13 protein-coding genes and 1 tRNA gene are annotated in these 17,151 nt (G+C 64.0%); 3 read left to right on the top strand and 11 right to left on the bottom strand.

What is annotated here, in order from left to right; all coding sequences use genetic code 11:
* The 8 genes from KG722_RS00320 to KG722_RS00350 form a co-directional block, all read right to left on the bottom strand.
* Positions 1 to 1,584, bottom strand: coding sequence for a septum formation initiator (locus KG722_RS00320; RefSeq protein WP_213268414.1), 1,584 nt, complete (start codon positions 1,582 to 1,584; stop codon positions 1 to 3).
* Positions 1,581 to 2,282, bottom strand: a complete 702-nt coding sequence (locus KG722_RS00325) for an ornithine cyclodeaminase family protein (protein ID WP_366909823.1) — start codon at positions 2,280 to 2,282, stop codon at positions 1,581 to 1,583. The genes KG722_RS00320 and KG722_RS00325 overlap by 4 nt, the downstream gene beginning before the upstream one ends.
* Entirely contained in the window at positions 2,272 to 2,541 is a 270-nt protein-coding gene (locus KG722_RS14855; protein ID WP_300998109.1) for a hypothetical protein, read from the bottom strand. The genes KG722_RS00325 and KG722_RS14855 overlap by 11 nt, the downstream gene beginning before the upstream one ends.
* Positions 2,538 to 4,061, bottom strand: a complete 1,524-nt coding sequence (locus KG722_RS00330; RefSeq protein WP_213268415.1) for a peptidase S10 — start codon at positions 4,059 to 4,061, stop codon at positions 2,538 to 2,540. The genes KG722_RS14855 and KG722_RS00330 overlap by 4 nt, the downstream gene beginning before the upstream one ends.
* 48 nt (positions 4,062 to 4,109) lie before the next feature.
* The gene (locus KG722_RS00335) at positions 4,110 to 7,124 is read right to left on the bottom strand and encodes a TonB-dependent receptor (protein WP_213268416.1); all 3,015 of its coding nucleotides are present in this window, start codon (positions 7,122 to 7,124) and stop codon (positions 4,110 to 4,112) included.
* A gap of 192 nt (positions 7,125 to 7,316) precedes the next feature.
* Positions 7,317 to 8,639, bottom strand: coding sequence for an APC family permease (locus KG722_RS00340; RefSeq protein WP_213268417.1), 1,323 nt, complete (start codon positions 8,637 to 8,639; stop codon positions 7,317 to 7,319).
* Between the two features lie 9 nt (positions 8,640 to 8,648).
* The gene (locus KG722_RS00345) at positions 8,649 to 9,818 is read right to left on the bottom strand and encodes an aminotransferase class I/II-fold pyridoxal phosphate-dependent enzyme (protein WP_213268418.1); all 1,170 of its coding nucleotides are present in this window, start codon (positions 9,816 to 9,818) and stop codon (positions 8,649 to 8,651) included.
* 220 nt (positions 9,819 to 10,038) lie between these two features.
* On the bottom strand, positions 10,039 to 11,658 hold the full coding sequence (locus KG722_RS00350) for a hypothetical protein (RefSeq protein WP_213268419.1): 1,620 nt from the start codon (positions 11,656 to 11,658) through the stop codon (positions 10,039 to 10,041).
* Positions 11,659 to 11,880: 222 nt separating this feature from the next.
* On the opposite strand from KG722_RS00350, the gene KG722_RS00355 reads away from it, so the two are divergent.
* Both KG722_RS00355 and KG722_RS00360 read left to right on the top strand, forming a co-directional pair.
* Positions 11,881 to 13,653, top strand: coding sequence for a hypothetical protein (locus tag KG722_RS00355; protein WP_213268420.1), 1,773 nt, complete (start codon positions 11,881 to 11,883; stop codon positions 13,651 to 13,653).
* Between the two features lie 83 nt (positions 13,654 to 13,736).
* Positions 13,737 to 14,810, top strand: a complete 1,074-nt coding sequence (locus tag KG722_RS00360) for an AI-2E family transporter (protein ID WP_213268421.1) — start codon at positions 13,737 to 13,739, stop codon at positions 14,808 to 14,810.
* Positions 14,811 to 14,886: 76 nt separating this feature from the next.
* On the opposite strand, the gene KG722_RS00365 is transcribed toward KG722_RS00360, so the two are convergent.
* Positions 14,887 to 14,971: transfer RNA gene (locus tag KG722_RS00365), tRNA-Leu, on the bottom strand.
* Between the two features lie 86 nt (positions 14,972 to 15,057).
* Between KG722_RS00365 and lipB the strand changes: the two genes are divergently transcribed.
* Complete coding sequence (gene lipB / locus KG722_RS00370; protein WP_213268422.1) at positions 15,058 to 15,753, top strand: lipoyl(octanoyl) transferase LipB; 696 nt, start codon at positions 15,058 to 15,060, stop codon at positions 15,751 to 15,753.
* Positions 15,754 to 15,766: 13 nt separating this feature from the next.
* Here the strand turns inward: lipB and KG722_RS00375 are convergent, their stop codons facing one another.
* Together KG722_RS00375 and KG722_RS15310 are read right to left on the bottom strand one after the other, a co-directional pair.
* Positions 15,767 to 16,567: a hypothetical protein gene (locus KG722_RS00375; protein WP_213268423.1), complete on the bottom strand. Its 801-nt coding sequence runs from the start codon at positions 16,565 to 16,567 to the stop codon at positions 15,767 to 15,769.
* Between the two features lie 17 nt (positions 16,568 to 16,584).
* Complete coding sequence (locus KG722_RS15310) at positions 16,585 to 17,136, bottom strand: DUF805 domain-containing protein (RefSeq protein WP_213268424.1); 552 nt, start codon at positions 17,134 to 17,136, stop codon at positions 16,585 to 16,587.
* Positions 17,137 to 17,151: the final 15 nt, after the last annotated feature.

The following is a 17,151-nucleotide window of genomic DNA, read 5'->3' on the forward strand; positions in this document are numbered from 1 at the left end:
TCACTTCTTCAGGAAGTCCCTCAGATCATCGGAGAAAGCCTCTGCCGTTCCGCCCAGATAAAGCATGTGTCCGGACTCGTAATCCGTGAACGTCACGCGATCCTGCGGCAGGCCGGCGGCCGCAATCGAGGCGCGCGCATCGGCGGGCGTCGTGACGAGGTCATAATACCCCGACGCCACCAGCACGCGCAGGTCCGGATTGCGCCGCATGGCCCAGGCGAGGTCCGTGGCATAGCTCTGCCCTTCGGCGACGCCCTTGCGGCTCCAGTTCCAGCCAAACAGCAGCTCCCGCCACCGGATGGACGCATAGGGCCGCCCGAGGCGGACATCGAGATCATCCCGGATCATCTGATGAAACGCCGCAATGAAACCCGGCACATAGCGCGTCATCGCCGGATCATCCGCCACCGGATCACCCCCGCTATTGGCCAGTGGCAGGGTGTAGCGGCTGTCATACATGCCAATTTCCAGTCCGCGCCCGCGCAGGGCGGCCTTGGCATAGCTGCGCTCGTCGATGTGGAGGTCATCCCCGATATCGCTTTCGGCCAGCCCGGTCATGCGGGTAATCTCCTGCAGCACGTTCGCTCGCGCCTCCGGTGTCAGCGTGCCCTCATGGTGGGCGCGCAGTGCCGGTTCATAAGTCTCCCGCGCATAGGCTTCGGCGGCCTTGTAGGCCTCCACGGCCCCGCCCGCCGGCGTCTCCACCAGCCCGTGGAACACTGACGTCACGACAAGTCCGGGAAGAGACCGCGCCTGCTTGGCGGCCTGCGTGCCGGCCGGCACATCCGCGCCGCCGGTCTGCCGCGCATCGAGCGTCGTGCCCAGGAGCACAATTCCGTCGAGCGTTATGCCGCGCATCAGGCCATTATAGATCGGCCCGCCCATCAGGGTTCGCGGCAGCACGGCTGCGCGGATAGATCCATAGCTTTCTCCGAGCACATATTTCGGCGAGTTCCAGCGCCCGTGCTCGCTCAGCCACAGCTCGATGAACTGCGAGATGGACTCTGCGTCCTCATCCACGCCCCAGAACGTCTTGGGATCGGTCCCCTCCAGCGGCACGGAAAACCCCGTGCCGACCGGATCGATGAATACGAGGTCTGCCACGTCCAGAATGCTGTATGGATTATCCTCCAGCCCAAACGGCGGAACATTGGAGGGGTTCACATCCGCGTCCAGCACCACCCGGCGCGGGCCGATCGCGCCCATATGAATCCAGAGCGACGCAGACCCCGGTCCGCCATTGAACACGAACACAACAGGCCGTACCCCGTCCTGAACATCCGTGCGCAGATAGCTGAAAGAGAAGATGCTCGCCGTCGGCTTGCCATCCATATCGCGCAGCCAGGTATCCCCGGCAATCGCCGTGTAGGAAACCGTCTCGCCATTTGCCGTGAAGCTGTGCTCCGTGACGCGCCGGTAGGGCGCGCTCCCGGCCACGAACGGAGCCGACGGGGCGGTTTCAGCCACCACCGGCGCGGTTGGGTCCACAGGCGCAGCAGGCGGCGTGCCCGTTTGCGCGCAGGCATTCAGGCCAAGCACGAGTCCCGCCGCGCATGCGCCCACAAAATTCCTGAAACGAATCATCCTGCCCGCTCCCCGTGGATCGTCTGATAGACATGATAGCCTGCGGCAATATCCTGCACGATATGCCCCAGTGATTTATAGAGGGTGATGTCGCTGTCATGGACCCGGCCCGAAATCGTGCCGCGCAGCACCTCGCCAATCTCACCCAACAAATGGGCCTCGGGCACTGCGCCGCTCGCCATTGCATGCCGGATTTCCGAGCCCTGCGCCAGAACCGACGCGCGCGAATCCGCAAAGAACCGCGCCGAAGCCACCAGCGCGTCATCAATCTCGCGCGGCCCGTCGAAGCTTGAGCCGACAACATTCAAATGCGCGCCGGGCCGCGCCATGTCCGCCGTCAGGATCGGCTCAGCTGCCCCGGTCACGGTGCAAATGACATCCGCGTCCGATACAGCGACCGCAACCTCCGAAAATGCCGAGCAGGCAATCCCTGTCCGCTCCCGGACTTTCCCGGCAAGTGCTTCGGTGCGCTCTAGGCTGCGCCCCCATATCCGGATCTCGCGGAAAGACCGCACAGCCGGCAGAGCGCACGCATGGTGCCAGGCCTGCTCGCCCGTGCCAAGGATTGCCAACACACTTGCATCTTGCCGCGCCAGAACATCGGTCGCCATCGCGCTCGCGCTCGCCGTGCGGATCGCCGTGATCATGCCCGCCTCCAGCTGGCAGAGCGGCGCGCCCGTCACAGGGTCAAAGATCACCACGGCGCCCTGATGGGAGGGCGGCCCGCCCTCGCCTCTGATGCGGCGTCACGGAAACGAGCTTGGACCCGAACGGCCCGCCAGGCCCCAGGGTACCGCCCATGATGCCGAACATCCGGCCTTCCTCCAGCGGCAATATCTGCCGCAGCATCTGCCGCGTCTCGCCCGACGACAGCCGCGCCATTGCCCCCCGCATCACGCCGATACAGTCTGAATGGCTGAGCGCCCGTGCAATCTCTTCTGCGCCGATGAAGATCACTCGCCCGCCTCAGGCCACCCACGGATCCAGCCGCGGATATCCTCTCCGAACGCCTTCGCCGAAGCATCCACTGAATAGGCCATATGCCCGCCAATATACTTGGCGCTCCGCACCCGGTCTTTCGGCCAGTCGGACTGATCAATCAGATAGTCAGCGGCGCCCACAGTGGTCATTGTGTCATGATAGCCCGTGCCGACAAACACCCGGAACTCGGGAAAAGCCCGGAACGCCGCGTCCAGCCGCTCGGCATAGGCATAATGTCCAAACGGCGAAGCTGCGCCCCAGTTCCAGCTGTCAAAGCCCGGCCCCGCGCTGAAGGTTTCCTTATAGTTTTCCAGTGGAAGATCCCCGAAAGTTTCTTCCGCATAAGCGGCAAATAACTTGGAATAGGCCTGCTGCAGAATGCTCGACGGATCGCTCCGCCCGTCGCCCAATGGCCCGGTATAGCGCCCGTCACTCCGTCCAAGGATCAATCCCTTGTCCTTCAGCAGCTCCACCCGGAACTGTTCCTTCGAGATACGCAGGCGATTTTCGGCATAATAAGCCGCCGGAATGCCCGTAAGAGCTTCCAGCTTCCCGGCAATCTCCGCCAGCTCTTCATCCGTAATCCGCTGCCCCTTGAACAGGGCGCTCAGATACTCCGCCTCGCCGAAGGCCTGCGCCTCTGCCATGAACTCTTCAAAGCTGCGCCCCGCCCGGTCCACGCCGCCAACATCCCAGGCAATCGCCGCCAGCGTCGGCAAGGAGGCAATATAGCTGAGGATGTTCTGTTTGCGCTGGGAATATTCTACGATATTGACCGCCTGCCCCATCAGGAACACACCCTCAAGGTTCAAGCGACCGGCCTCAGCCATCTGACCGGCCGCTTCGGCTGCCCGGTGCGTGCCATAGCTCTCGCCCAGGATGAATGCGGGCGCGCCCGTCCGCCCATGCTTTTCCAGCCAACTTTCGGCAAAGGCCACAAACTGAGCTGCATCAGTCCGTACAGAGAAATATTTCGACGCGTCGCCGCCCCCGGCAACACGGCTGAAACCGGTGGACGCCGGATCAAAGAAAACAAGATCCGCCGCGTCCAGCGGAGAATGCTCGTTCGGTACCAGACGGAACTGCTCCAGCGGCGCGTTTAGATCGCCCGGCGCCGAAACTCGCTGCGGCCCCAGCGCCCCGATATGCAGCCAGAGCGAAGCAGAAATCGGCCCGCCATTGAAGATGAACAAGACCGGCCGATCAGTCGGCGCCGCGCCAGTTTCGGCAATATAGGACAGCGTCACAAGGTCTGCGGGCGGCAGGCCGTCTCCCGGAGACACGCGGATCTGCTCAAGCGATGCCGTATAGTCGATCAACGCGCCGCCAAACACGCCGCTGGCGCGGACAGACCGCTCCTCAAGCGTGAACGCAGGTTCGGCCGGCCCGACCAGCGCTGCGACCGGAGCAGGCCCGACAGGCTGTGCACTGACACAGCCCGCCAGCACCATACAAGAAGGAAGGGAATAGAGAAGGCGCCTGACAAAATGTTTCATGATGGCAGGCGCCTCCCTTTGGTGTTCCGGTTGGTCAGTCCGTCCAGTCTAGAACCGGTAGTTCACGCCTGCAAAATAGCGCCGGCCAAGAATGTCGCCATGCACGAAGCTCGGATAGGAGGGGCCCTCATCAAAGAGGTTCGTCACGCCCGCCCGCAGCGTCAGCCCTTCGCGCAGTTCATACAGACCCGAGAGCGAGTGAACATAGTTCGCGTCAATCTCCGGGTTCGGATTGTTCTCGATGGTCGCGTTCGGCACAGCCAGGACATCATCGAGGTAGTCCATCTGATAGCTCAGGCGCAGCGGACCGCTGGAATAGGCCGCGTTGAAGCGGGCCGTCCAGTCCGGGCGCTGCACGGTATTGTCAGATCGCGTGAAGCTCGTTCCGGTTACGGATGTGTTGAGTTCGGCCATGTGCGTGGCTTCAAGGCCAAGGGTCACGTCGCCGGTCGCGCCGCTGAAGACGTCGTTCACGTCAAAGCCGTAGTTCACATAATAGACTTCGCCGCGGAAGGTGATTTCACCGGCATTGAAGGTCGTCGTGCGGCCCGTCGCGGTCGTGCCCGCCGGGTTGGAGCCATCAGCCACCTGAAGGCGCGTGAACGCCGAACAGATCGCAGGCGGCTGCGGCGTGCTGTCATAGCAGGTCGCCATGAAGTCGGCCGTTGTGAAGGCCGAAAGACCGTCCGTCAGGTCGATCTCGATCCGGTCAGCAGCAACCGTCAGGCCCGGAATAAGGAAGTTGTCGAACACGACGCCGAAAGTCGTCGTCTCGGAAACTTCGTTCGCAAGATCCGGATTTCCGCCTGTCAGAACGCTGGTCACCGTGAAGTTTTCAGCCGGGTTCTGGAAGGTCGCCAGGCTTCCGTACTGCGGATTGGCGGCCCATTCAGCTTCGCAATTGGCGCGGCGCACGGCAGGGTTCGGGCCCGCATTGATGCGGTCTGCATCACAGGGGTCAAACCCGCCATTCGTAAGAATGGTATTCTGCGGCGCAAACAGCTGCTCAAGTGTCGGTGCACGGAAGTTCCGGCTGCGGGTCACCCGGAAGGTCAACCCATCGGTGACTTCCCAGCGCGATCCTGCGCTCCATACCGATTCTTCCCCGGCGATGGAGTTGTCAACGAAGCGGTAGGTACCGCTGAAGTCCAGCGCCTGAACGCCCGGCAGGGTCAGGTCCCCGCCAAAGATCGGCACAAGAACTTCCGCCGAATACTCGTTGGTGTTGTATTTACCCGAAGATTCCGCCTGCACAGCGCCGGTGCCGACAAGGCCCTGCTGGTTGGCAAGGAAAGGCGTAAAGGTCGCCTCCTCGCGGCGGTGTTCATAGGCGAGCACTACGTCAACCGCGCCGGCAGGCAGATCGAACAGCCGCGTTCCGATCGTCGCCAGAAGGTCCACCTGCTCGTTGGCAAAGTCGTTTCCGCTCCGCACGGAGACGTAACGCGATGCCTCAGGGCTGATATTGCCAGCACCAAACGGATTGAGCGGTGCGCAGGAGGGGTCGTCGTTTGCCGTGTTCGCATCGGCATTGACGGCGCACACGATGTTGCCTGCCCCGTTGCGAACCGCGTTGACCGCGCGGTTGAACTTGACGAAATCGGCTTGCCAGCGTCCCTGCTCGCCACGCACATCGGCAAAGCTGGCGGACGCGGTCCAGTAGAAGTCGCGGCCGGCCGTCTCGAATTCACCTTCAAACCCGCCCAGCGCGCGCCAGGTTGTCGTCTCGTTTTCTTGAACATTGCTCGGGAACAGATCATCATAGAAGTGACGGGACAGCCAGAGGCCGCCGCCGGAGGCGAAGGCCGGGCTCGCCGCGTTCAGCGCGGTGATAGCCGACTGGCTGAGGAAGGGGTTGGCATTGGTGAAGCGAATTGCGCCGGAGGATACGCTTGTCTGGTTCAGAACCGTACGGGCATAGCCCTGCGGCACGCTCTCACCATTGGTCTGCGCGTAGAGAAGCTCGCCATTGAAGCGCAAATTGTCGGAGATGTCATAATTGAGCAGCAGGTTGCCGGTATAGCGCTCAACCCCTGTGCGAAGCCCGGCAAGGACGCTATAGCGTGTGCCGTCGCCGCCCTGCGCAAACGGAATGCCCAGGATCGTGCCAGGATCGTAAGCCATGATCGATCCGTCAGCGGCGAACTGCGCCGGCGCGCCGCCCACCCGTGTCAGGAAGTTTGGCGGCGGGGCAGGCGCGTTGAAAATCACACCATTGCCGTTGAAGTTCCAGAAATAGGCCGGAATGATTTCGCGTAGCGAAGGGATGCCGTCATTGGGACCGGTATCGGCAGCATTGCCCTGCGTGATCCGTGAACGGTTGGATTCCGGAAAGTCGCTGAAGCGCAGCAGCGGCGTGGAGGAAGCCTCAACATTGATGGCGATATTGCCGCGGTCATTGTCGAAGTTCTGGCCCGCCGTCACCCGGCCGGTGTAATTTTCGTAATTGCCCAGCTCATTGTCGCCGTACTGAAGGTCGATTTCGACGCCCTCGAAATCATCCTTCAGGATGTAGTTCACAACCCCGGCAATCGCGTCAGAGCCATATACGGCCGCGCCGCCGGCCTGAACCACTTCGATCCGCTCGATCAGGCCCGTCGGGATGATGTTGGCATCCACCTGCGCGTCGCCAAGGCCGCTCGATGTCGTCGCAAACCGGCGTCCATTGACCAGCGTCAGCGTACGCCCGGCGCCAAGGCCGAAGAGTTCGGGATATTGCTGGCCCGAGCCCGAGGCCGTGCCGTCACCGGCTGCCTGGTTCAGCTGCGGGCGAAGTGAGGTGATCTCGTTCAGCGCGTCGCCTGCGCTGACGAGGCCGCGTTCCGCAAAGGCAGCCTCGCCAAAGGTCACGACCGGCGCCGGCGTGGAGGCCACATCGCGGCGGATGCGCGAGCCGGTGATCACAACGGTGTCCAGCGTCGCAGTTGCGTCTTCCGCCGCCGGAACCGCCGCAACCGCCTCATCCTGCTCTTGCGCGGTGGCAAGCGGCGCCACCAGGGCGGTCGCCATGGCGGCCAGGGCACATGTATTCAACAGGCGCTTCACGATCACTTTTCTCTCCATCGCTGATCTCCGAGATCGAGCCGCACTCCCCGGCCAGTCCCCCTCATGGCGCTGGCTGCTGTGCGGCTTTTCGTTGGATGCCACGCTAGGAAACGGGTGACGGTTTTTTTATACTATTTGCGACATGCCCACCCCGGCTTCGGCAACAATTATTCTCCAGCGACCGGCTGGGGAATATTTCTGCCGGGGCCGCTATTGGGCCGTCACAGCGCGGCGCGCCCTCTGATTGACGAGGTAGTAAACGAAACCGAGCGCGGCCCAGCCACTGAGCAGCAGGTAAGGCCGCCAGTCCGCCGAAATGCCCAGAAGGATGATCGCAAGGCCAAGCGCGATCCCGAGCCCGGCAAGCGCATAAACCATGCGCGCGGGCAGGCTGAAGGCAGACGCGGCCCGCAATTCCGGCTCCCGGCGGCAGAGGCCGATCGCCGAAAGACAGGTCGCGGCATATTTCAGGATCGTCGGAATGTTCACGGCCAGGAACAGGAAGACGAGATTCTGAGGCATGAACAGGCCAAGGCAACAGAGCGCAAATGTCAGGAAGATCGCGTTCTGCGGCACACCCCGCGCCTCATTGGTCTTGCCAAGGAACGCAGGCAGCATCCCGGCCCGTGACATCGCATAGAGAAACCGCGTCATGATGACAAAGGTGGCATTGATCGAGCTGCCGATGGCCACAAACGCACACACAAGGATCAGGACCCGCCCGCCCTCGCCCAGCGAGACGACCGCCGCGTCCAGCAGCGGCGCGCCCGAAGCCCCCAGCGCGTCAGCCCCAAGTATGCCCAGCGCGACCACCGCGACGCCAAAATAGATTGCCGCCGTCAGCGCCACCGAAATGCCGATGCCAAGCGGAATGTTCCGGCGCGGATTGCGCACCTCCCCGCCCACTTCGGTCGCGCTCTCGATCCCGAGAAAGAGCGAAATCAGCAGCGGAATGGCCGCCAGGATGCCGAGAATGCCCTTGTCCGCAAATGGCGTGAAATTCACCGGCTCGACATGCCCCGCCCCGCCGAACACGAACACCGCGCACGTCGCCAGCAGGATCACCAGCATCACCGCCTGGCTGCGCGCCACGAAGGAAACCCCCGCCAGATTGATCAGGAACACAGCCGCAAAGATGCCGAACATTACCAGCTTCGTGGGCAGCGCAATCAGCGACGACATGTAGGACACCAGCACCATCGTCAGCACGATCAGCGCCGCCGTGCTGCCGGCAATCCGCATCCAGCTGATGATGAAGCCGGCAAAGGGATGCACGAACCGGCGCGGCCACTCAAACGAGGCCCCTGTCGCCGGGGCCGCTGCCCCCATGAAGGAATAGATCAGCGCAAAGACGATCATCGGCACCACCGCGATCACCATCGACACCAGCATCGCCGGCCCGGCCACGGCCGCCGCCGGCGTCAGGATCGAAAAGATCGACACGCCCACCGCCGTACCCAGCCCCAGCGACACGACGCCGAACAGGCCGACATTGCGCTTCAGGCCGTCGGTGGCAGGGGCGGCGTCAGACATGGAAACTCCTCAGGCTATGTGGCGCTTCTGGCCGGTCGCGCGATACTCGGCAAGCCCGCGCGCCAGCCGCCCAAGCCCTTCGCTCAGCCGCTCGGGCGCCATGCCATAGCCGATCCGCAGATAGCCCGGCGATCCGAAACACTCGCCCGGAACCACCAAAACGCCGTGCTTGGCCGAGAGCCATTGGGAAAGCTCCCGCGTGTCCTCCACGCCCGCCAGCTGCGGGAAACAGGTACACCCCTGCAGGGTAAACCCCGGCAGGATCAGCCCCTCGGCCGTCATCTCGCCCAGCACCGCTGCCGCTACCGGGCGCGCCGCTTCCATCATGCCATTGCGCCAGGCATCAAACACATCGGCCTTCGCCAGCACTTCGGCCGCAACACAGTGGGATAGCCGCGAAACATTGAAATCGGCCCGCTCGGCATAGTCCTTCAGCCGCCGCATCACGTGCCGCCCGGCAATGATCCAGCCGCAGCGCAGCGTGCTCAGGCCAAAAATCTTGGTCATGCTGCTGAGGCGCAGCACATTCTCGTGCGCGCCGGGATCGAGCCCCGGCCCGGCATCGCTGAAATAGTCCCGGTACACCTCATCGAGCACCAGAAGCACGCCCTTCTGCGCCAGCACCCGCGCCAACGTCGCGAGCGTCACATCGCTCACATACGCCCCGCTCGGATTGTGCAGATTGGTCAGCACCACCATCCGGGTATCGGGATGCAGCGCCTCGACAATGCCATCCACGGATATCCCGAAATCGGGCGCTTCCCGGCGATAAAAATCGGCATGCACGCCCACATCGCGCGCCATGTTGGCAAAGATGTCAAAGCCCGGCGCCTCCACCAGGATACGGTCGCCGGGTGAAAGCAGCGCGGTATAGATCATGCCCACGGCAGTCGTTGCCCCGGTCGTGCACAGGATCGATTCCTCCGGCACGCCGTAACGCACCGCCAGATGCTCGCCCAGATCGGGATTGTTCCGCATGAATACGCTTTGGTAGGTCCCCGGGAAGCCATCCCTGAACGCGTCGCGCAGGATGCCACCCAAAAGGTCAACCGGCTCGGGCACAGAGCTTTCAAACAGCGCAATCGTGCCAGGTTTGCCAGACCGCATCAGGGTCAGCATGTCCCGCACCCAATGGGCAAAGCTCAGGACGTTTTCGTCGGAACTGTCGGAGGCGTCCACGGCTAGATAATCCTTACCCTTGGAATATTTTATGTTTTTCGGCCGCACGCGCAGCGCGGGAGACCGTTGGAGAAGGCCTCCACAGCATCAGACTGACAGCCCGCCGGAAAAATGTTTATGCAAAGGCCGCCGCTGCCCGCCGTGCCAGCGCATAAATGTTCTCGCGCGCCCGCCCGCCAGGCAGAGAGAATTTCACCCGCCATCGCCTGCCGCCGCGCGATCAGTTGGCCGCGCCGGTGGCAAAGCAGTCCTCCGGAGCCACGCCCTCCACCCGGCGCCAGTGCATGCCGGAATAGGTCTCACCGCCCTCCTCTAAGGTCGCTGTGTCTCCCGTCACGCACGCGCCAAACCCGTCGCCCGCCGGATAGATCAGCTGCCCGTCAATATGCAGCCCCCGGACGAAAGCTTCCTCTTCCTGTCCAAGCTCCTGCGAAACAAAATCGCTCCAGGCCTCGATGGTCAGATCGACCTCACCGCTTTCGCGCAGCGCAAACACCTCGCGCAGCAGCATGTCGAGATTTCGCGCCCCGCCGCTCGCCGCGCGAATGCGCGAATCAAGGTCGGCAAAATAAAACGCGCCGCGCTGATACGGCGCATGCCGGATGCGCCCGTCATTGAAGCCCACCTGTCCGATCTCGGCCGCAGACATCGCCCGCGCCGGATTGGAATAGTACCGGTCGCTCAGCCCGTTCAGCCCGGCGATATATTCATCGATGGAAACGCGCCCCGCCCGGAACGGCACAGTATATTCGTAATAGGTGGTCAGCCCTTCGGAAAACCAGTTGGTCAGCACATGCTGCCCGCTCAGTCTGCCAACCCACATATGGATCATCTCATGCGCCAGGGTCGAGCGCGGCGACTGTCCGCCCATTTCCTCCTGCAGGGCCGGCCCGCGTGACAGCATGAAGGAATTGGCCAGCGCCGTCGCCCCGCCATAGGGCTCGGTGTCGAGCTGGCGCAGGAAAACGCGGTAGTCCGGTGCGGGGTCGAGATAGGCGAAGAACTCGCCAAAAAAGTCATAAAGGTCCTTGGCATAGTCCATTTCGGCGGCCACATCGAACGGGAAATCCCCCAACCAGTAGGCGCGGAAATGACTCTCTTCCTCCGCAGGCGGATATTGCCCGGCAGGCCCCGCCATCAGCCAGCCCTGCATCAGAGCGGCGGGGGGGCCACTGACGAGCACACGCCCCTCTCCGAACGTGGTGACCCCCACCGCTCCCGGTCCAAACTCCGTCAGATCCCATTCGAGAAGAGACTGGCTGGACTCTGCATTCACCGGCACGATCATGTAGCCCGCCCCGGCGCCGCTCACCCCGCCTTTCGACGGGCGGATGCCAAAGGCCGGACCCGGCGGCTCACCCTCAGGCTGGACCAGCGCACGGTAGCGGATGTCGAGAGGGAATTCGACATCCCGGGTCGCCGTCCAGTGCCGGAAGTACGGGAAACCGCCGGGCACTGGATCGTCCTGCTCAAGGGTGAACTCGACCGGTCCGGCCTCGTCCGTCACACGCAGATCGAGGATACGGTCCGCGATGCCCATGACATTCACATACACCACCGGTGCAGAGAGCTTCAGCCGGGTTTCCCCGTCCTTTAGTCCGCCCTGCAGGCGCGAGGTGACCGCAATGGCCTCCACCTCGCCTGCCGCATCCAGCTCCGGCCGCAGCGTAATTTCGTAGGAAGCTTCTGGCGCGTTGCTAGCCACTGGCGCCGCCTCAGCAACTGGCGCTGACTTGCATCCGGCAACAACCATCAGCGTGCAGAAGACCAGCCCCGCCACACGCAGTCCGTGCCCCTGGCGGCGCGCGGCGCCCTGCGTCTCGTGTCCGGTCACAATCATCGCCCGTCTCTCCAGGAATCCTTGAAGCCGATAGTCCCCAGCCCGGCCAGAATAGTCCTTTCGATAACGCCGCCAAATCCCGGGCGTCTGCATGAATGGCCCTCCAGAGGGCCACTGCCGGGATAGATATTTCCCCGCCGCCGCAAAGCCCTGCCCTATTCGATTAAAGTTCCCCGCGCCCGGCGCTAGTCTGGGCGCTACCGGCCTTGCAGGAGCTTTCCCATGATCCCCGCCCGCTCACCTCGCGCTGCCTTTGGCGCCGCCATGCTCCTCGCCGCCACCCTCCTGGCCGCCTGCGCTGCCCCGTCCGAAGCGCCCGCCCCGCCGGCTGCAGCCACCGTCACACCCGCCGGCATGGAAATCACCCTGACGCCCCGCCGTCCCGCCGGCGAGAAGGTCGAATCCATCGATGTCACCCTCAGCATCCGCGAGCCAGCCCTCGCGCAGGGCGACACCTTCCTCTCCATGGCCATCGTGCGCGTCATGGCGCCGGGCGCGCTCAATCGCCCAGAAACGCTCGTCGCAGCAGACGCCGCCGGCCCGCTGCCGCTGACCATCGAGGAAGACCCCGTCGATTCCTCCGAATTCCGCCAGGATCGCCGCTGGATCGCGGCCCGCGCCACGCAGGGCGACGTCACCGTCCGTTACACGATCGAGCCGCGTGTCATCACCTCGGCCACGCGCCCTGGCCCCCTGATCGACACCCGCACCGAGCTCACCGGCTTCTACGGCTCGGGCAACACGATGCTCGCCCTTCCCGTCTCCGGCTGGCCGCGCGAGGTCGCCCTCAGCTGGAACCTCACCGAGCTTGAGCCAGGTGCCCGCGCCGCCTCAAGCCTTGGCGAAGGCGATGTCACTGCAACCGTCACAGCGCAGAACCTCAACAACAGCTTCTTCTTCGCCGGCCCCCTGCGCAGCCAGCCCGAAGACGGCGCAGGCGACTTTGCGATCTACTGGATCACCCCGGCGGCCTTCGACCTGGACGGCGCCGCCGCCTGGACGCAGGAAGCCTACACCTATTTCAACGGCTTCTTCGGCGCCAGCGACACGCCCTTCCGCATCTTCATGCGCACCACCGAGCGCTTCCAGGGCGGCGGCGGCGGGGGCTTCAACTCCTTCATCTTCGGCACCGTCGGGGGCGAAGACCGTGACCCCGACGAGGTTCGCGGCCTCCTCGCCCATGAAGCGCTACACCATTTCGTCGGCGGTTACGGTGATGGCGGCGGCGCGGGCGGCCAGCAATGGTATTCCGAAGGCGTCACGAACTACTACACCGTTGTCCTGCCCTATCGCGCCGGCCTCACCAACATCGATCACTACATCAGCGACTTCAACGGCTACGCCAAATCCTACTACACCAATCCGCAGTCGAACCTTTCCAACACCGAAGTCACACGCCTCTTCTTCGCTGACGGCAACGCCCAGATCGTGCCCTACAATCGCGGCCCTCTCTATGTCGCCCTCACTGATGCACAGATCCGCGCCGCCTCTGGCGGAGAACTACGCGTGGACAACCTCATCTTCGATTTCATCGACAGCCAGGAGAAAGCCGAAGACGGCGTCGCCCTCTGGCATGACCTGGCCGAGGTCTATCTCGGCGAAGCCGGCAGTGCGCAGTTTCGCGCCATGATGGAAGGCGCCCCGCTCGACCTGCCCTCTGATCTATTCGGCCCCTGCTTTGTGGCCGAGGAACAGATGCTGCAGAACTTCGTCATCGGATTTCGTCCCTACAAGGATGAAGAAGGCGCCACCCGCGCTGGCCCCATCGTCCCTGGCACTGCTGCCGAAGCCGCCGGCATCCAGCGCTATGACATCATCACCAATCCGGACGCGCTCGGCAGCGCCCGGGACGCCGCCCCCGGCACCCCCGTCACGCTCGCCCTCCGGCGCGAAGGCGCGGCCCCCTTCAGCCTCACCTACACCCCCTGGACCCCGCCCCTGCCTGGCAAGCAATGGGTCCGCACCCGCGTCCCGGAAGAAGACTGCAACCTCTGAAGGCGCCGCGCCCGCTGCAGAAAAATACCACCCTGGCGCAAACCCTTATGGAACCTTCAGGCCGCCTGACGGGTTAACAACCAATGGAACCGACGCCCGCGCGCCCCGCTCCCAGCCTGTCCGCCTTCACCGCTCGCCTCCTCCTGGTGCTCGCGGTGGGCGCGCTTGCGCTGGCGGCATGGACCGTGCGCGATGCCTTCCTTCTTGTTTTTGCTGCCGTTCTCGTGGCGATCGCCCTGCACGGCATCGCCGACGGTCTGACGCGCAAGACCCCGCTGCCCCGCGGGGCAGCGCTCGGCATTGCCGCCTTGCTGCTGATCGGCAGTGTGGCCGCCATCCTCTGGATCTTCGGGGCGCAGCTAGCCAGTGAACTCTCAGGCGTGGCTGACCGCCTGCCCGAAGCCTGGGACCGCGCCCGGCAGACGCTGAATGCAAATCCGCTCGGATCAGCCCTCGTCTCGGAGATTGAGGCGCTCATGTCCGGCGATTCCAACGGCTCACTGAGCAACATGCTGAGCGATGCGGGCGGCTTCGCCCTGCCGTTTGCCTCGGGCTTCACCTCCGGGCTCCTCGTCCTCTTCATGGCGGCCTTCCTGACCATCTCGGCCGTACCCACCCGCAATGGCGCGCTCCTGCTGCTGCCTTCGGGCACCGACCGGAAGGTCGGCGAGGCGCTCGACGCCTCGGGCCATGCGCTCAAGAAATGGCTGCTCGGCATCAGCATCGATATGGCCATCATGACCATCGTGATGGGGCTTGTGCTCTGGCTTCTGGGCGTGCCCGCCTTCGTCGGCCTTGCCCTCATCGCCGGCATCGCGCAGTTCGTGCCCACCGCCGGCCCGCTCCTGGCGGCCATCCCCGGCGTCCTGCTGGCCTTCACCGTCAGCCCGGCAACAGCCCTCTGGACGGCCCTGGCCTACTTCACCGTGTCCCAGGTCGAAGCAAATCTCATCTACCCGCTGATCCAGAAGAAGACCGCCTCGATCCCGCCCGCGCTCAACCTCTTTGCCATCCTTGCCTTCGGCATGCTGCTGGGCCCGCTCGGCGTGCTGCTCGCCACCCCGATCCTGGTTGTCGCCAGCGTCTTCGTCATCCAGCTCTATGTGCGCGCCACCCTCGGCAAGGAGGCGGCTGTCCCCGGCGGCCGGCCAGGCTGACAGCCAAAGGCATGCACCGGCAAAAATCGCCTGATCCTTGCCGCCGGCAAGCGCGTCTCAATTCTGGCTGAAGAGTTGGTGCGGTCGAGAAGACTCGAACTTCCACGGGTTGCCCCACAGCGACCTCAACGCTGCGCGTCTACCAATTCCGCCACGACCGCACACTGGTATATTCGGGGCAGACGGGCCGTATAGGGCGGTCATTGCGCTTTGTGAAGCCCTCAAAACACCCTATATCGCACGCGCCATGCAGATTTTTCCTCCCGTCGAATGGGCCGTGTCAGATGCCCCGGTCCCCTATGAGGCGGCCCTTGCCTTCATGGAGGCGCGCGTCCGCGCGATTCGCGAGGAAAACGCTCCGGAACTCGTCTGGTTCCTGGAGCATCCCCCCCTCTACACCGCCGGCACTTCGGCCCGGATCAAAGACCTGAAAGACCCTGCCCGCTTTCCCGTCTTCGAGGCCGGGCGCGGCGGCCAGTACACCTATCACGGCCCCGGCCAGCGGGTGGCCTATGTCCTGCTCGATGTCGCCGCCCGGGGCCGCGATGTGCGCGCTTTCGTGGCCCGGCTCGAAGCCTGGATCATCGCCGCGCTGGCGGCCTTCAATGTCGAGGGCGGCATGCGCGAAGGCCGCGTCGGCGTCTGGGTCGACCGGACCGAGCCGGGCGGGCCCCTGCGCGAAGACAAGATCGCCGCCATCGGCGTGCGCCTCAGGCGCTGGGTCAGCTTCCACGGCATTTCGCTCAATGTCGAGCCCGAGCTTGACCATTTCACCGGCATCACCCCCTGCGGCATCGAAGACCCCCGCTACGGCGTCACCAGCCTGGCCGGCCTCGGCCGCATCATCTCGATGGAAGAAGCCGACATCGCCCTGAAGGCTGCCTTCGAGCAGGTCTTCGCAAGCCAGCTCCTGCGCGTCGAAGCGCCCCTGGTCACGGCATAGGTTCCTGCGCCCCTCAAACCCCGCGCTCGATTTCCTCAGGCGTCATGTGACTGCCCGTGCGGAATCTGCCCTGCCCGCCATTGGGCAGGCGCGCCACATACATCAGTGACCAGAGCATTGCCCCGAAGGACGCGAGCCACCAGATCGGGAAGGCTATCCCCATGCCCGCCTGCTGCGCCAGCTGGCGCTCGCTCATTTCCATCATCTTCGCCATCTGCGGATTGCGCGCCCCGCCGCCCCGATTGCCACCGGCGGCCGGCTGCTGGTCCCTGGAGGCGGCCCCTTCGCCTTCCTCCTCGCCTTCGGCTTCCTTCTCGGTCTTGGCCTGGACAGCTTCGGTGTTCACCGGGCTGTGCATCTGGCGGTATTGCGCCGCCCCGGCCTGCGTGCCCAGCGCGTAGGCGATCAGCCCCAGCAACAGAGGCACCAGAACAATCACCGCCATGAAGGCAGACCGCCCGGCCTCCGTCAGCCTGCGGACATGTACCACGAAGGAGGTATAGTCCGTGACCAGCGTAAACACGGCAAACGGCACCAGCAGAGCAGGCACCGAAAACAGCACCAGGCTCACCGGCGTGTTCATGCCGTCCGTGCCCACCCCGGCAACGCCGGCCAGGAAGGCCACGAAACTCGGAAACACATAGAGCATCAAGCGCCCCATGAACATGAAGGTCCAGGCGCGCGTGAAGTGCAGCTTGTAGGTTTTGCCGAAGGGATTGAAGAGGGTCTGCCACCAGTTCATGTTCCCCGGCACGTCCCGTTCATCGCGGATCCAGGGACGGCGAGCGTCAACAGTGCCGGCTGAATAGTCCATGGCAGGTCCTCGTCGTGTCAGGAGCGGGTGTCAGGGCGGCCGCCGCCGGATGTTGGCTGGCCGTAACGATTGGAATTGGGGTCAGAGCGCAGGCTGTAGGCGGCAAAGCCCGTGAGCCCGGTGGAAATCAGGAAGCCCAGGATATTGGGCACGGCCGAAACGCGTACGAACTCTTCCATCTTCGCCGAGAGTTCTGCCTGGTCGACGCTGTCAGGCGCCATGATGGCGTTGAAAACTTCCATCGAGATGTCCGAGGCGCCGGGCACCATCATCTGCATCAGGATGCCGCCCACCACCGCATTGAGAATGCCCCAGCCCACAAGGAAGGCGAGCCACAGCCAGGCGCTCTGCCCGGCATCATGCAGCCGCTTGCCAAAGAGGCACACATACGGAAACACCAGCGCATATTGCAGCATGTTGACCTGCGGGCTGGCAACCACCGACAGGGTCATGATCACCAGCATCACACCGGTCAGCACAATGAAACCCTGCCCGAAGGCGCGCGGGCTGATCCGCCCCTGAGGGTCGAAGAATAAAGAGCGGAAATCCATCTGGCGCGGCGCGGTCACTTTCTGGGGCTGTGT

Source organism: Hyphomonas sp. (assembly GCF_018402285.1).
In the GTDB taxonomy this organism is placed as follows: Bacteria; Pseudomonadota; Alphaproteobacteria; order Caulobacterales; family Hyphomonadaceae; genus Hyphomonas.

Bases quoted from the DNA above. Each gene is read 5' to 3' on its own strand.
- KG722_RS00320 (WP_213268414.1), bottom strand. From the start codon at position 1,584: ATGATTCGTTTCAGGAATTTTGTGGGCGCATGCGCGGCGGGACTCGTG.
- KG722_RS00330 (WP_213268415.1), bottom strand. From the start codon at position 4,061: ATGAAACATTTTGTCAGGCGCCTTCTCTATTCCCTTCCTTCTTGTATG.
- KG722_RS00335 (WP_213268416.1), bottom strand. From the start codon at position 7,124: ATGGAGAGAAAAGTGATCGTGAAGCGCCTGTTGAATACATGTGCCCTG.
- KG722_RS00340 (WP_213268417.1), bottom strand. From the start codon at position 8,639: ATGTCTGACGCCGCCCCTGCCACCGACGGCCTGAAGCGCAATGTCGGC.
- KG722_RS00350 (WP_213268419.1), bottom strand. From the start codon at position 11,658: ATGATTGTGACCGGACACGAGACGCAGGGCGCCGCGCGCCGCCAGGGG.
- KG722_RS00355 (WP_213268420.1), top strand. From the start codon at position 11,881: ATGATCCCCGCCCGCTCACCTCGCGCTGCCTTTGGCGCCGCCATGCTC.
- KG722_RS00360 (WP_213268421.1), top strand. From the start codon at position 13,737: ATGGAACCGACGCCCGCGCGCCCCGCTCCCAGCCTGTCCGCCTTCACC.
- lipB (WP_213268422.1), top strand. From the start codon at position 15,058: ATGCAGATTTTTCCTCCCGTCGAATGGGCCGTGTCAGATGCCCCGGTC.
- KG722_RS00375 (WP_213268423.1), bottom strand. From the start codon at position 16,567: ATGGACTATTCAGCCGGCACTGTTGACGCTCGCCGTCCCTGGATCCGC.